At 72.3% G+C, this 14,182-nt stretch carries 11 protein-coding genes; 6 read left to right on the forward strand and 5 right to left on the reverse strand.

Features of this window, described 5'->3' with window-relative positions; translation table 11 throughout:
• Positions 1–23: 23 nt before the first annotated feature.
• Complete coding sequence (locus VET29_RS35705; protein ID WP_324929161.1) at positions 24–191, forward strand: hypothetical protein; 168 nt, start codon at positions 24–26, stop codon at positions 189–191.
• Entirely contained in the window at positions 188–1,393 is a 1,206-nt protein-coding gene (locus VET29_RS35710; RefSeq protein WP_324929163.1) for an FAD-dependent monooxygenase, read from the forward strand. The genes VET29_RS35705 and VET29_RS35710 overlap by 4 nt, the downstream gene beginning before the upstream one ends.
• 31 nt (positions 1,394–1,424) lie before the next feature.
• On the opposite strand, the gene VET29_RS35715 is transcribed toward VET29_RS35710, so the two are convergent.
• Together VET29_RS35715 and VET29_RS35720 are read right to left on the reverse strand one after the other, a co-directional pair.
• Positions 1,425–1,829 (reverse strand): rhodanese-like domain-containing protein, encoded by a 405-nt coding sequence (locus tag VET29_RS35715; protein WP_324929165.1) that lies wholly within the window; start codon positions 1,827–1,829, stop codon positions 1,425–1,427.
• Positions 1,826–2,311, reverse strand: a complete 486-nt coding sequence (locus VET29_RS35720) for a cysteine dioxygenase family protein (RefSeq protein ID WP_324929167.1) — start codon at positions 2,309–2,311, stop codon at positions 1,826–1,828. Before VET29_RS35720 ends, VET29_RS35715 begins: the two co-directional genes overlap by 4 nt.
• A gap of 331 nt (positions 2,312–2,642) precedes the next feature.
• On the opposite strand from VET29_RS35720, the gene VET29_RS35725 reads away from it, so the two are divergent.
• The 4 genes from VET29_RS35725 (at position 2,643) to VET29_RS35740 (ending at position 7,925) form a co-directional block, all read left to right on the forward strand.
• Positions 2,643–3,011 carry a Na-translocating system protein MpsC family protein gene (locus VET29_RS35725; protein WP_324929169.1) on the forward strand — a complete coding sequence of 123 codons (369 nt, stop codon included), beginning with the start codon at positions 2,643–2,645 and terminating at the stop codon, positions 3,009–3,011.
• 99 nt (positions 3,012–3,110) lie between these two features.
• Positions 3,111–4,301: a PQQ-dependent sugar dehydrogenase gene (locus VET29_RS35730; protein WP_324929171.1), complete on the forward strand. Its 1,191-nt coding sequence runs from the start codon at positions 3,111–3,113 to the stop codon at positions 4,299–4,301.
• Between the two features lie 217 nt (positions 4,302–4,518).
• On the forward strand, positions 4,519–6,870 hold the full coding sequence (locus VET29_RS35735) for a phosphoketolase family protein (protein ID WP_324929257.1): 2,352 nt from the start codon (positions 4,519–4,521) through the stop codon (positions 6,868–6,870).
• Positions 6,870–7,925, forward strand: coding sequence for an acetate/propionate family kinase (locus VET29_RS35740; RefSeq protein ID WP_324929173.1), 1,056 nt, complete (start codon positions 6,870–6,872; stop codon positions 7,923–7,925). Before VET29_RS35735 ends, VET29_RS35740 begins: the two co-directional genes overlap by 1 nt.
• A 170-nt stretch (positions 7,926–8,095) precedes the next feature.
• Here VET29_RS35740 and cydD read toward each other — a convergent pair whose 3' ends face one another.
• From cydD to VET29_RS35755, 3 genes are read right to left on the reverse strand one after another with little or no spacing between them, the layout of a single operon-like run.
• Positions 8,096–11,563, reverse strand: a complete 3,468-nt coding sequence (gene cydD, locus VET29_RS35745) for a thiol reductant ABC exporter subunit CydD (protein ID WP_324929175.1) — start codon at positions 11,561–11,563, stop codon at positions 8,096–8,098.
• Positions 11,560–12,582 (reverse strand): cytochrome d ubiquinol oxidase subunit II, encoded by a 1,023-nt coding sequence (gene cydB / locus VET29_RS35750; RefSeq protein WP_324929176.1) that lies wholly within the window; start codon positions 12,580–12,582, stop codon positions 11,560–11,562. The genes cydD and cydB overlap by 4 nt, the downstream gene beginning before the upstream one ends.
• Before the next feature lie 14 nt (positions 12,583–12,596).
• A complete protein-coding gene (locus VET29_RS35755) occupies positions 12,597–13,985 on the reverse strand; it encodes a cytochrome ubiquinol oxidase subunit I (RefSeq protein ID WP_324929178.1) in 1,389 nt (462 codons plus the stop codon).
• Positions 13,986–14,182: the final 197 nt, after the last annotated feature.

Below are 14,182 nucleotides of genomic sequence, written 5' to 3' on the forward strand. Positions count from 1 at the left end.
GCCAGGAGGCTAACGTGTGGCAGGTGCTCGAAGGTGACCTCGTCCAGCTACCCAGCTGTCGGCGCCGCATCACCGCACCCGCCAGGGAACGGGCCTTCGGGCAGCCAGGCACGCGGAAGCCGGTGATGGTGGAGACGGTGACTCCGTTCGTGATCCACGGCGGGACGAGGGCCGGGGCGGTGGCGTGGTGAGCGCGTTGCCGCGGGTGGTGGTCGTCGGTGCCGGGATCGGCGGGCTGGCGGCGGCGCTCGCACTCCAACAGGCCGGGTTCGAGGTGCGGGTGATCGAGCGGGCACGCACGCTCGGGGAGATCGGCGCCGGGGTCCAGCTGTCGCCCAACGGATCGCGTGTGGTCCGGGCGTTGGGCCTGGACGGCGCCCTGGCCGGGTCGCGGATCGAGGCGGCCGGCAAGGAACTGCGCATCTGGGACTCCGGCCGGCGGTGGCCGCTGTTCGACCTGGCCACCGTGGCGGTCCCCCGCTACGGCGCGCCCTACTACACGCTGCACCGGGCCGACCTCCACGCCGCCCTGCTGGCCGGGGTGCGGGCGAACGACCCCGGGGCGATCGAGACCGGCACGCCCGTCACCGGCTTCACGACCGACGGTGCCGGGATCCGGGTGGAGCGGGAGGGTGCCCCGCCGGTCGCCGGCGAGGTGCTGGTCGGGGCCGACGGCATCCATTCGGTGATCCGCCGGCAGCTCGTCGGCGACGACCACCCGAGCTTCACCGGCTGTGTGGCCTGGCGGTGTGTGGTGCCGACCGCCAGGCTCGACCCGCACGTCGCCGAGCCGGTGGCCGTGAACTGGGTCGGCCCCGGCGGCCATGTCGTCCACTACCTCATCCGGCCCGGACTGCTGAACTTCGTCGGGATCGTCGAACGGGACGACTGGGCGGTGGAGTCCTGGACCGAGCCGGGCACCGTCGAGGAGTGCCTGGCCGACTTTCCCGGCTGGCACGAGGACATCCACCAGATCATCGGCAACGCGACGACCCCGTACCGGTGGGCCCTGTTCGACCGGGCGCCGATCCGGCGATGGTCCTTCGGCGCGGCCACGCTCCTGGGCGACGCCGCCCACCCGATGTTGCCGTTCATGGCCCAGGGCGCCAACATGGCGCTCGAGGACGCCGCCACGCTGGCGCGCTGCCTGTCGGCCTGGCCGGACGATCCGGAGCAGGCGCTGCGCCGCTACCAGGACGCGCGCGTCGACCGCACCTCGCGGGTGGTGCTCGCCTCCTCGGGCAACAAGTCCCGCTTCCACGACCAGTCGCTCGCCGACCCGGACGAGGCCGACCGCTACGTCACGCGGCAGTGGTCGGAGCAGCGCGTGAAGGAACGCTACGACTGGGTGTACGACCACGACGCCACGACGCGGCCCCTCGACCAGGGGTGACCCCGTCGGCCGAAGGGCACGCCGGCGGCGCTCACCCCGCCGAGAGGCGGGACACTGTCGGCAGCCCGGCGGCTCGCCACGCGGTGAACCCGCCGGTCACGTCGGCGACCCGGGTCAGGCCGAGCTGGCTCATGACCTGGTAGGCCGCCAGGCTCGACGTGTACCCCTCGTTGCACATCAGGACGATCTCCTGGTCGCGGTCGCCCGCCCGGAGCTCCTTGAGCCGGTGCTCGCTGGTCACGTCGAGCCGCCACTCCAGCACGTGCCGGGACACCGCAATCGCGCCGGGCACCTCGCCGAACCGCCACCGGTACTCGGTCGGCCGCAGGTCCACCAGGAGCGCGCCGCGCCGCATCGCGTCGGCGGCCTCGTGCGGTGAGTGGCGGGTGATGCGGGCCCGTGCGTGGTGGAGCAACACGGAAACCTGGTCGGTCACGAGACGGCCTCCCGCAGCACGACCGCCGCGGCCTCCAACGCGGTGACGTCCGGCTCCGGCATGTCGCACGGGATCTCCCGCAGGTGGTGCATCCCGGTCGGCAGCCAGCAGTAGAAGTTCATCGCGCGCAGCGGGGGTGAGTACGCGTGCACGGACACCATCGGCTCGGTGCCCACGTTCACCAGGTTGTGCAGGTAGCCGGCGCCGAAGCCGACCGCGTCACCGGCGGTGTGCCGGCGCGTGGACAGCCCGGTCCGGTGCACCGCGCCGTGGTCCTCGAGCAGCGACCCGCGCGCCACGGAGAACGCGCCGACGCTGCCGCCGTGGTCGTGCAGCAGCGTGTCCTGCCCGATGTCCCAACAGATGAGCCACACCTCGACCGCCGCGTCGAGGTACAGCCGGGAGAAGACACGCTCGTACAGGTCGAACCGCACGGAGTCCGACCATTCCGATGGTGTCGCGGCGATTTCCCGAACGATCACGCGCAGTTCTTCCGGCGAATAGCCGGACGAGTCGGAAGGCGCGCGGAAATGAGAACGCAGATCCACGAGACAAGCCCTTTCGCTTGGCACCGTGGTGTCCTCGCCCGCCGGTCGGCATCGACCTTCGCTCAAGGCCACCACGAGTGATATCTCGCTCGAGTCGTTCCGCCGCGCGACACGCCCACTTTCGGCGCGCGCACTGCGGCACGACCCGATCAGCCACTATGGTTTCCCGGTGGGTGAGCGATGTGCCCGCTTCGCAGGATATCCGGCGGCCGAACCGGAACACAATGCTCCGGTCGGCTCTGGCGACCGGACGGAGGGGACGCGCGTGCGGATCACGAGAGCACAGCGCAGCGCGATCGCCGAGAAGATCACGAGCCTGGAGCGGACCTTCTACGGCCGGGGGCCACGCAGCGTGCAGGTGTCGGTCTCCGACGACGAGCCGGTCAGCCTGATCGTCCTCTCCATCGACAGCCTCACCGTGGCCGACGCGGTACTCGGCGAGCGCGGCCACCGCGAGGCGGTGATCCGCCACCACGAGGCCCTGCACGAGGCCACCCGGGCCGACTTCCTCGAGGCGGTCGAGGGCATCGTCGGCAGCCCGGCGAGCGCCTACCTCGCCCAGGTCCATCCGACCACGGGCACCGCGATCCGGGTGTTCGTCTTCTCCGAGGCCATCCCGGAGGAGCAGACCTGACGGCGCCGGGTTCATCCGGTTGGTTCCGCTTCGCCTGAACCTATGACTCTCCGTGCGCGTATGACTCCGCGCCGGAATCCCCGTGTTGAGGAGTGATGAATGTTCGGACTCAGACGGACTGGTCTCGTGCTCGCGACGGCCGCCCTGCTGCCCGCCACGATCTCGCCGGCCACGGCCGACTCCCGCCATGGGCATGGTGTGCCCTTGGACCGGCTGACGGTGGTCACCACCGAGGTCGCGGCGGGACTGACGCGGCCGGTCGCCATGGTCGCCGCCACCGACCGCAGCGGCCGGGTGCTGATCGCCGAGAAGCGCGGCACGGTCCGGGTCTTCCACCCGAGGACCGGCCTCGCCGCCGACCCGGTGCTGGACATCAGCGACCGGGTGAACAGCGTCGCGAACGAGCGCGGGCTGCTCGGCATCGTGCCGGCACCCGACTTCCGGCGTACCGGAGACGTGTTCGTCGCCTACTCCCGCCTGCCGGACGGGGCGCTGACGCTGTCGCGCGTCCCGCTCGGTGACCCGGCGGGAGAACAGGTCCTGCTCACCCAGGACCACGCGCAGTTCTCCAACCACAACGGCGGGCAGCTCGCGTTCGGCAGGGACGGCTACCTGTACTGGAGCCTCGGTGACGGCGGCAGCGCCGGCGACCCGAACGCCAACGCGCAGAACCTGGGCACGCTCCTCGGCAAGGTCCTCCGCCTGGACGTGAACCACCGCTGCGGCGACCTGCCCTACTGCGTGCCACGCGGGAACCCGTTCGTGCACACGCCGGGCGCACGGCCGGAGATCTGGGCCTACGGCCTGCGCAACCCGTGGCGGTTCTCCTTCGACACGGACGGCTCGCTGTGGCTGGCCGACGTCGGCCAGGGCGCGTTCGAGGAGGTCAACCACGTCGGCAACAGCCGCGGCGGGGTCAACTTCGGCTGGTCCTGCATGGAGGGCCCCGCGGTGTTCAAGGCCGAGCGCTGCGACGAAGGCGCCCACTACACCGCGCCGGTGTTCCACTACCAGACCGGCGTCGAGGGCTGCGCCGTGATCGGCGGCCACGTCTACCGCGGGAAGCGGTACGCCCGGCTCGCCTACGGCACCTACGTGGCCACCGACTACTGCTCGGGCACCGCGTGGGCCGTCCGCGAGGGCCGCCACGGCGAGCACGAAACCGGCTCGATCGGCCAGTTCCCACCGCAGGTCACGTCGTTCGTGGCCGACCGGTCCGGCGAGCTGTACGCGGTCACCGACCGCACCGGCCAGCTGTTCCGCGTCGGCTTCGACCGCGTCGCGGCGTAACCGACCCGTGCGTGGGCACCCCGGAGAGGGACCAAGGCTGACGAGACCAAGGACCTTGGACTCCAGAGCACGCCCACGCACCCGGCAAGACTGACCCCGAGAAGAAAAGGGGAGGCAGGCTCCCAGCAGACCCGTCCGGTTCCGCCGGCCACCGACGACGGTGGCCGGCGCAGCCGCGAGCAGACCCGAACCAGGGAGAAGACCGGTGACCGAGACCATGACCGCGCCGCTGGACCAGGACGAGCTGCGGGTGCTGGACGCGTACTGGCGGGCGGCGAACTACCTGTCCGTCGGCCAGATCTACCTGCTGGACAACCCACTGCTGCGGGAGCCGCTGCGGCGTGAGCACATCAAACCGCGGCTGCTCGGCCACTGGGGAACGACGCCCGGCCTGAACTTCCTCTACGCTCACCTGAACCGGGTGATCCGGGCCCGCGACCTGGACATGATGTACGTGATCGGCCCCGGTCACGGCGGCACGGCGATGCTCGCCAACACCTGGCTCGAAGGCAGCTACACCGACGCGAACCCGGGTGTGCCCCGCGACGAGAAGGGCATGCGGGAGCTGTTCCGCCAGTTCTCCTTCCCCGGCGGCGTGCCCAGCCACGTCGCACCGGAGATCCCCGGCTCGATCCACGAGGGCGGCGAGCTGGGTTACTCCCTCGCCCACGCCTACGGCGCGGCGTTCGACAACCCGGACCTGGTGGTCGCGTGCGTGGTCGGGGATGGCGAGGCGGAGACCGGGCCGCTCGCGACCAGCTGGCACGCCAACAAGTTCGCCAACCCCGCCAGGGACGGCGTGGTCCTGCCGATCCTGCACCTCAACGGCTACAAGATCGCCAACCCGACCGTGCTGGCCCGCATCCCCCAGGACGAGCTCGACGCGCTGCTGCGCGGCTACGGCTACACCCCCCACTACGTCACGGGGTCGGACCCGGAGCATATGCACAACGACATGGCCGCCACGCTCGACACCGTGTTCGACGAGATCGCCGCCATCCGGCGGCGCGCCCGCGCGGGTGAGGTCGAACGGCCGCGCTGGCCGATGATCGTGCTCCGCTCCCCCAAGGGCTGGACCGGTCCGGCCGAGGTCGACGGGGTTGCGGTGACCGGCACGTGGCGTGCGCACCAGGTGCCGCTGTCCGGGGTACGGGACGTCCCCGAGCACCTCGCGCTCCTCGAACAGTGGCTGCGTTCCTACCGCCCGGAAGAACTGTTCGACGCCCAGGGCCGGCCCGTGCCCGAACTGCTGGACCAGGTGCCGGAGAACGACGCGAGGATGGGTGCCAACCCGCACGCCAACGGCGGCCTGCTGCTGCGCCCGCTGGAGCTGCCCGACTTCCGCGACTACGCGGCCCCGGTCGACCGGCACGGCGACAGCACGTCCGAACCGACCCGCGTCCTCGGCCGGTTCCTCCGCGACGTGGTCCGGGACAACCCCACCAACTTCCGAATCTTCGGCCCGGACGAGACGGCGTCCAACCGGCTCGACGCGGTCTACGAGGTCACCGACAAGCAGTGGCAGGGCGAGATCCTGCCGGTCGACGAGCACCTCGGACCCGAGGGCCGGGTGGTCGAGGTGCTCTCGGAGCACCTGTGCCAGGGCTGGCTGGAGGGCTACCTGCTCACCGGCCGCCACGGCCTGTTCTCCTGCTACGAGGCGTTCATCCACATCATCGACTCGATGTTCAACCAGCACGCCAAATGGCTCAAGACCAGCAAGCGGCTGCCGTGGCGGCTACCGGTGGCGTCGCTGAACTACCTGCTGACCTCGCACGTGTGGCGGCAGGACCACAACGGCTTCTCCCACCAGGACCCCGGCTTCATCGACCATGTCATGAACAAGAAGGCCGAGGTCACCCGGGTCTACCTGCCGCCGGACACCAACACCCTGCTCTCGGTCGCCGACCACTGCCTGCGCAGCCGCGACTACGTCAACGTCGTCGTCGCCGGCAAGAACGACACCCCCGACTGGCTGCCCATGGACGAAGCCGTCCTGCACGCCACACGCGGCGCCGGCATCTGGGACTGGGCCGGCAACGAGGACGGCACCGAACCGGACGTCGTGCTCGCCTGCGCCGGGGACGCACCCACGCTGGAGGTCATGGCCGCCACGGCGATCCTGCGCGAGCAGCTGCCCGAGCTGAAGGTGCGGGTGGTCAACGTGGTCGACCTGATGCGCCTGCAGCCGGACACCGAACACCCGCACGGCATGCCGGACGCGGAGTTCGACGCCCTGTTCACCACGGACAAGCCGGTGCTCTTCGCCTACCACGGCTACCCGTGGCTGATCCACCGCCTCACCTACCGCCGGGCCAACCACCACAACATCCATGTGCGCGGCTACAAGGAGGAAGGCACCACGACCACCCCGTTCGACATGCTGGTCATCAACGACATGGACCGGTACCGGCTCGTCATCGACGTGCTCGACCGCGTCCCCGGCCTCGGCACGCGCACCGCGCTGCTGCGCCAGCGGATGCAGGACACCCGGGCCCGCCACCACACCTGGACCCGCACCCACGGCGAGGACCTGCCCGAGGTCCGCGACTGGAGCTGGCCGTTCTGATGCGTGTCCTCGTCGTCAACGCCGGCTCGTCCAGCCTCAAGTTGGCGTTGCTCAATGAGACCGACGAGGTCGTCGACGCGATCACCCTCGACCGGTGGTCCGGCGACGACGAGACCGACGACATCGGGACGTTCGTCGACCGGCTCCCCGGGGTGGACGCGGTCGGCCACCGGATCGTCCACGGCGGCGCCCGCTTCACCGGCCCGGTCCGGATCGACGACGAGGTACGGGACGCGATCGCCGGCCTGGCGGAGCTGGCGCCCCTGCACCAACCACGCGGGGTCGCCGGTGTCGACGCCGTGCGCGCCGTCGCACCGGGCCTGCCGGCGGTGGCGTGTTTCGACACCGCCTTCCACCACGACCTGCCGGCCGCCGCGGCGACCTACGCCCTGCCGCGGGACTGGAACCAGCAGTGGGACCTGCGCAGGTACGGCTTCCACGGCCTGTCCCACGCCCACGTCGCGCGGCGGGTGGCCGAGCTGGTCGGGCCGGGGCGGCGGATCGTCAGCTGCCACCTCGGCTCGGGCGCCTCGCTCGCCGCCGTCGAGGGCATGCGGTCGGTCGACACCACCATGGGGTTCACGCCACTCGCCGGCCTGGTGATGGCCACCCGGTCCGGAGACGTCGACCCCGGGCTGGTCCTGTGGCTGCTGCACCACGGCGGAGTCGACGCCGGCGAGCTGTCCGACGTGCTGGAGCACCGCAGCGGCCTCGCCGGCCTCACCGGCGGGAGCGGCGACCTGCGGGACATCGAGGCCGGCGACCTCGCGCTCGCCGTGTACCTGCACCGGCTGCGGCGCGAGATCGCCGCCATGGCCGCCGCCATGAACGGCCTCGACGTGCTCGTCTTCACCGGTGGCGTCGGCGAGCACCAACCCGCGGTGCGCGCGGCGGCCACGGACGGACTCGCGTTCCTCGGCGTCCAGGTGTCCGCGCGGGCCAACAACGCCGGCGAGACCGAGATCTCCGCCGACGGCGCCGCCGTCCGCACGTTGGTCATACCGGCCCGCGAGGACGTCGAGATCGCCCGGCAGGTCCGGTCGGTCCTCTCCTGACCCGCGGTCTTCCTGTCCTGAGCCCGAGTGCACGATCCACCGCATCCCGCGGCTGGTGGCCTGCGCCGGGATGCGGTGGGTTGCTCGGTGGATCCAGGTCCGCTGGCAAGGCAACGGTTCGCCCTGGCAACGCCGCCGGCCCGCCGAACCAGAATCCCGGCGCGGGATGTCTAGCGCGGTTCGGGTGCGACCGCCACGACCCGCGCGCCGTCGTTGCGCGGCGCCCGGTCAACCCGGGGCATCGTGTAGGCCGGCAGGCCGGGGAACTCGTCGGGGCGGTGGGTGACGATCAACGCGGTCCGGCCGGCGGCCACCTCGCGGAGGTCCGCGGCGAGGGCGGTCGCCGTGGCGTGGTCGAGGTGGGCGGTCGGCTCGTCCAGCAGGAGCAGGGGGCGGTCGGCGAGCAGGGCGCGGGCGACGCCGAGGCGCTGCCGTTCACCACCCGAGACGTCGGTGCCGTGTGCGCCGAGCGCGGTGTCCAGGCCGTCGGGCAGAGCCGCCAGCCAGGAGCCCAGGTTGGCGGTGCGCAGTGCCTCGGTCAGGTCCTCGTCGGTCGCGGACGGCCGGGCCAGCGACAGGTTCTGGCGCAGTGAGCTGTCGAAGAGGTGGGTTTCCGGGCCGCACCAGGCGATCCGGGCGTGGACGTCGTCGGCGGTGACGGTGCGGGTGTCCGTGCCGTCGATCGTGATGCGGCCGGCGGACGGGTCCAGGTCACGCATGACGGCGGCCAGCAGCGTGCTCTTGCCGGCGCCGGACGGGCCGGTGAGCAGTGCCGCCCGACGCTCGCCGAGGTGCACGTGTGCGCCGGTCACCGCGTCGTGGTCCGCGGCCGGCCAGCGGACCGACACGCCGGTGGCGGTCAGGCTGGTCGCGGCCGGCAGCGTCGCCGGCACGGCTGGTTCGGTGGTCGGGGTCGGCATCGTGTCCAGCTCGGACAGCCGGCGTGCGCTGTGGGTCGCGCCGAGGAGCCGGGTCGCGGCCTCCGGGAGGCCGGCGACCAGCTCGGCCGCCGCCAGCGGGGTCAGTGCCAGCACGGCCAGCTCGGGCCCCCGCAGGACGCCGGACCGCAGCGCCGCGACGCCCAGGACGAGGCACGCAACGGTCGTGAGGCCCAGCGACAGCGTGCTGATCGCGAAGCCGGCGCCGCGGGCCAGCGCGCCGCGGCGGCGTGCGCCGGTCAGCTCGTCGTCCGCCGCGCGCAGGAGCGCGTGCCGTGGGTTGGCCGCGCCGAACGCCAGCAGGTCCGGCGCGGCGGTGAGCAGCTCGACCGTGCCGGCCGTGACACCCGCCCGCAGGGCCGTCGTCCGCCGCTCGGACCTGCGTGCCGCGGTGAGCGACACCAGTGGCGCCAGCACGCCGGCCAGCGCCAGCCCGGTCGCGACGGCCAGCCCGGCGGACGGCAGCAGGAATCCGATGCCCACGGCGGTCCCGGCGGCGACGAGGATCGCCGACACGGCGGGGACGACGCCGCGGACGAGGACGTCCTGCTGGTTGTCCACATCGGACACCAGGCGGTCGAGGAGGTCGCCGCGGCGGTGGCGGGCGGTGACCGCCGGGCCGAGGCGGACCAGCGTGGTCCACACCCGCACCCGCAGGTCGGCGAGTGCGCGCAGCGCGACGTCGTGCGAGAGCAGCCGTTCGGCGTACCGGAGCACGCCCTTCGCGAGGCCGAACGCGCGGACGGCGACGATCGCGACCATCAGCGTCAGCACCGGCGGGTGCAGTGCGGCGGCCGAGATGAGCCACGCCGACGTCGCGGTGAGCGCGACGCCGCTGCCGAGTGCCGCGGCACCCGCCAGGCACGCCAGCGCCAGCCGGGTCCGATGTGGACGTACGGCCGTGCGCAACCACCGCCACACGCCGCCGGGCACGCGGATGGTCGTGCGGTCGGTCGCGCCGCCGGGCACGCGGTCGGGCACGCGGTCGGTCGCCGTGTCCTCGGCGACGGGGGCGGCGGCCGGCACCGGCCGGGTGGTCCGGGCGGAGACCACCCGGCCGGCCGGTGCGGCCGGTGCCGGCATCGGGGCGGCGGCCAGCCGCACGACTCGGTCACACAGGTCCAGCAGCCGGTCCCGGTGTGTCACGAGGACCACGGTGCGGCCGGTGAGCAGGGCCGGCAGCCGGTCGAGGATCGCCCGCTCGGTCTCGGCGTCGACGCCCTCGGTGGGTTCGTCGAGGACCAGCAGCGGGCGGTCGAGCAGGACCGCGCGGGCCAGCGCGACCCGGCGGCGCTGCCCCGTCGACAGGCCGGCACCCAGCTCACCGACCGAGGTGGACAGCGGCACGTCCAGCGCCACCGCCTCCGCGGCGGCGGCGACCTCCCCGTCGGACGCCGTCGGCGCGCCGAGGCGGATGTTGTCGGCGACCGTGCCGGTCACGAGCCTCGGCCGTTGCGGCACCCAGGCGACGCGGGCCTGCCAGGCGTCCCGGTCGAGGTCGGCGAGGTCGACGCCGTCCACGTACACGTGCCCGCCGTCCGGCGGGTACCAGCCGAGCAGCAGGTCGAGCAGCGTCGACTTGCCGGCGCCGCTCGGCCCGGTCACCCCGACGACCTCGCCGGGCGCCACGGTCATGGAGAACCTGTCGAGCACGGGGCCGGACCGGCCGGCCACGGTGACCTCGCGCACCCGCAGTGGCACGCGGGACGGGTCGGGTGCGGGAGTCCGGGTGCCGGTGGCCTTGCCGGGCTCGGCCAGCAGCGCCACGATCTCCTCGGCGGCGGCCACGCCCTCCGCGCTGTCGTGAAAGCGGGCGCCGACCGCGCGCAGCGGCAGGTACACCTCGGGTGCGAGGACCAGCACGACGAGCGCGGTGTGCAGGTCGAGGTCGCCGGCGACGAGCCGCAGCCCGACGGACACCGCGACCACCGCCACGGACAGGGTGGCGAGCACTTCGAGCACGAGCGCGGACAGGAACGCGACCCGCAGGGTGCGCATGGACTGCCGCCGGTAGGTGCGGGTGATCTCGGCGAGGGTGCGGCGCTGCGCCTTGGCCCGGCCGAACGCGGTGAGCACCGCCAGGCCGGCGACGAGGTCGACGAAGTGGTTGCCCAGCACGGAAAGCGTCCGCCACTGCCGCCGCACGCCGCGCTCGGTGTAGCGGCCGATGAGGATCATGAACAGGGGGATCAGCGGGATGGTGAGCCCGACGGCGAGCGCGGCGACCCAGTCGGCGAGCAGGATCCGGAGCGCGATCACCGCCGGCACGATGGCCGCGATCAGCAGCTGCGGCAGGTAGCGGGCGAAGTAGCCTTCGAGCCGGTCGACACCGCGGGTGGCGAGGGTGGCCAGCTCGGCCGGGGAGCGGTCGGCCCGGCGGCCGTGGCCGAGCGCGAGCGCCTTGTCGACCACGGCCGCGCGGAGCTGGCCGAGCACGGTGGCGGACGCGCGGTGTGCGGCGGACTCGGCGAGCCACGCCACCGCGGCGCGGGCCAGCACGACGGCGGCGACCAGTCCGAGGGGGACGGTCAGCGCGGTGGCGCCCGCGCCGCCGAGGAACGCGTCGGTGATGACTCCCGCGAGCAGGTCCGCCTGTGCCACCACGAGTCCCGCGGTCACCAGGCCGAGCAGCGCGCACCCGAGGACGAACGGGCGGGCCGCGGCCGCGTGCCGGAGCAGCCGGGGGTCGAGCGGCCTCACGACCGGCCCGCCGGCAGCCCTTGTGCCGCCGGGATGTGCGCCCGGCTCACGCGCTTGCGGAACACCCAGTAGGTCCATGCCTGGTAGGCCAGCACGACCGGGGTGAAGATCACCGCGACCCAGGTCATGATCTCCAGGGTGTACGGCGTCGAGGACGCGTTGGTCGTGGTCAGGCTGTTCGCGGCGTCGTTGCTGGCGGGCAGCACGTCCGGGTACAGCGACCCGAACAGCACGATCACCGTGGCCACGATCGTCAGCACGGTGCCGGCGAACGCCCAGCCCTCACGGCCGAGCCGGGCGGCGGCGACCGCGGCGACCAGGGCGATGGCGGCGACCGCGACCGGTGCCCAGGTCCAGCCGGCGCCGTGGGCGAGCTGGGTCCACACCAGGAAGGTCGCGCCCAGCACGATCGCCGCGCCGCCGAGTGGCATGGCGAGTGCCTTGGCGCGCGCGCGGACCTCGCCCTCGGTCTTCAGCGCGACGAACACCGCGCCGTGGAAGGCGAACACCGACAGGGTCGTCAGGCCGCCGAGCAGCGCGTACGGGTTGAGCAGGGTGAGGAAGGTGCCGGTGTAGTTGTGGTCGGCGTCGAGCGGCACGCCCTGGACGATGTTGGCGAACGCGACGCCCCACAGGAGTGCGGGCACCGCGGAGCCGGTCATGATCGCGATGTCCCAGCCGCGCCGCCAGCGGTCGCTGTCGATCTTGCCGCGGAACTCGAACGCGACGCCGCGCACGATGAGCGCGACGAGGATCACCAGCAGTGCCAGGTAGAAGCCGGAGAACAGGCTGGCGTACCAGAGCGGGAACGCGGCGAACGTCGCGCCGCCGGCGACGAGCAGCCACACCTCGTTGCCGTCCCAGACCGGGCCGATGGTGTTGATCATGACGCGGCGGTCGGTGTTGTCGCGGGACAGGACGCGCAGCAGCATGCCGACGCCGAAGTCGAAGCCCTCCAGCACGAGGTAACCCGTCCAGAGCACGGCGATCAGCAGGAACCAGATGTCGGTGAGTGCCATCGAGATCTCCTGGGTCAGTACGCGAACACGGGGGCGGGCTCTTGCGCGTCCGCATCGGACTCCGGTGCCGGGTCGGGGGGCCCTGCCTTGGCGTACCGGTACATCAGCAGGCCGTCGATCACCGCGAGCACGCCGTAGAGGACGGTGAACACGATCAGCGAGGTCAGCACCGTGGCGGCGGAGACCGTGGGCGACACGCCGTCGGCCGTGGTCATCAGCCCGAACACCGCCCAGGGCTGGCGTCCCATCTCGGTGAAGATCCACCCCATGCTGTTGGCCAGCACCGGCAGCGCGAGCGAGGCGACCGCGGCGACGGCGAACCAGCGGGGCATGGTCCTTCGGCGCAGTACCCACAACCCGGCCAGTGACAGCAGGCCCATCAGCAGGCCGAACCCGATCATCAGCCGGAACGTCCAGTAGGTGACCGGGATGTTCGGCCGGTAGTCCCCCGGGCCGTACGCCTTCTCCTCGGCGGCCTGGATGTCGTTGATGCCCTCGACCGTGCCGTCGAAGTGACCGGTCGCCATGAACGACAGCACACCGGGCACCCGCAGGCTCCACACCTCCTTCGACCCGTCGAGCGTGCCGATGGTGAACAACGAGAACGAGGCCGGGCTCACCGTGTCCCACAACGCCTCCGCGGCCGCCATCTTCATCGGCTGCTGCTCGGTCATCAGCCGCGCCTGCAGGTCGCCGCTGACCACCACGCCGACGCTCGCGACGAGCACCGTGACCAGCGCCGTCCTCAGCGAGGGACGGAACACCTCGTCGGCGGTGCCGCGGCGCAGCTGCCACGCGCTGATCCCGACCACGAAGATCCCGGCGATGACGAAACACGCGGTGATCGTGTGGAAGAACGCGCCGACCGCGGTCGAGTTGGTCAGCACGGCACCGAAGTCGGTGAGCTCCGCGCGGCCGGTGGTGCCGTTGACCCGGTAGCCGACCGGGTGCTGCATCCACGAGTTCGCCGCGAGGATGAAGTACGCGGACAGCAGCGTGCCGATCGCGGCGAGCCAGATCGTGGCCAGATGCACCCTCTTCGGCAGCCGGTCCCAGCCGAAGATCCACAGCCCGAGGAACGTGGACTCAAGGAAGAACGCCAGCAACCCCTCGATCGCGAGCGGCGCGCCGAAGATGTCCCCCACGAACCGGCTGTAGTCACTCCAGTTCATGCCGAACTGGAACTCCTGGACGATCCCGGTGACCACGCCCATCGCGAAGTTGATGAGGAACAGCTTGCCCCAGAACCTCGTCATCCGCCGGTACCGCTCGTTCCCGGTCCGCACCCACGCGGTCTGCATACCGGCGACCAGGAACGACAGGCCGATCGTCAACGGCACGAAGATGAAGTGATACACGGTGGTGATGCCGAACTGCCACCGCGCGATGTCCAAGCCGTCCATCCGGTCTCCCCGGTACAGATGTGTCCGTTGTCGGTTGCCAGCATGCGGCCGCGCGATCTTGCCCGGTCAGTGCCGAAACGGCCGCGCGGACAGGGACCAAGGTCCTTCCGGACAAGGGCCGGTCGGCCACCCGGCCTGATCGGACCCGGTTCGCCGACACGAGCCGCGCGAGCCCCACGGCGGGGTTCACCCGATCG

The sequence above is a fragment of the Actinophytocola sp. genome, assembly GCF_035634895.1.
GTDB lineage: Bacteria > Actinomycetota > Actinomycetes > Mycobacteriales > Pseudonocardiaceae > Actinophytocola.

Excerpts from the sequence above, each read along its gene's own strand:
- VET29_RS35730 (WP_324929171.1), top strand. The coding sequence starts at position 3,111 with ATGTTCGGACTCAGACGGACTGGTCTCGTGCTCGCGACGGCCGCCCTG.
- VET29_RS35755 (WP_324929178.1), bottom strand. The coding sequence starts at position 13,985 with ATGGACGGCTTGGACATCGCGCGGTGGCAGTTCGGCATCACCACCGTG.
- cydB (WP_324929176.1), bottom strand. The coding sequence starts at position 12,582 with ATGGCACTCACCGACATCTGGTTCCTGCTGATCGCCGTGCTCTGGACG.
- VET29_RS35735 (WP_324929257.1), top strand. The coding sequence starts at position 4,519 with ATGACCGCGCCGCTGGACCAGGACGAGCTGCGGGTGCTGGACGCGTAC.
- VET29_RS35740 (WP_324929173.1), top strand. The coding sequence starts at position 6,870 with ATGCGTGTCCTCGTCGTCAACGCCGGCTCGTCCAGCCTCAAGTTGGCG.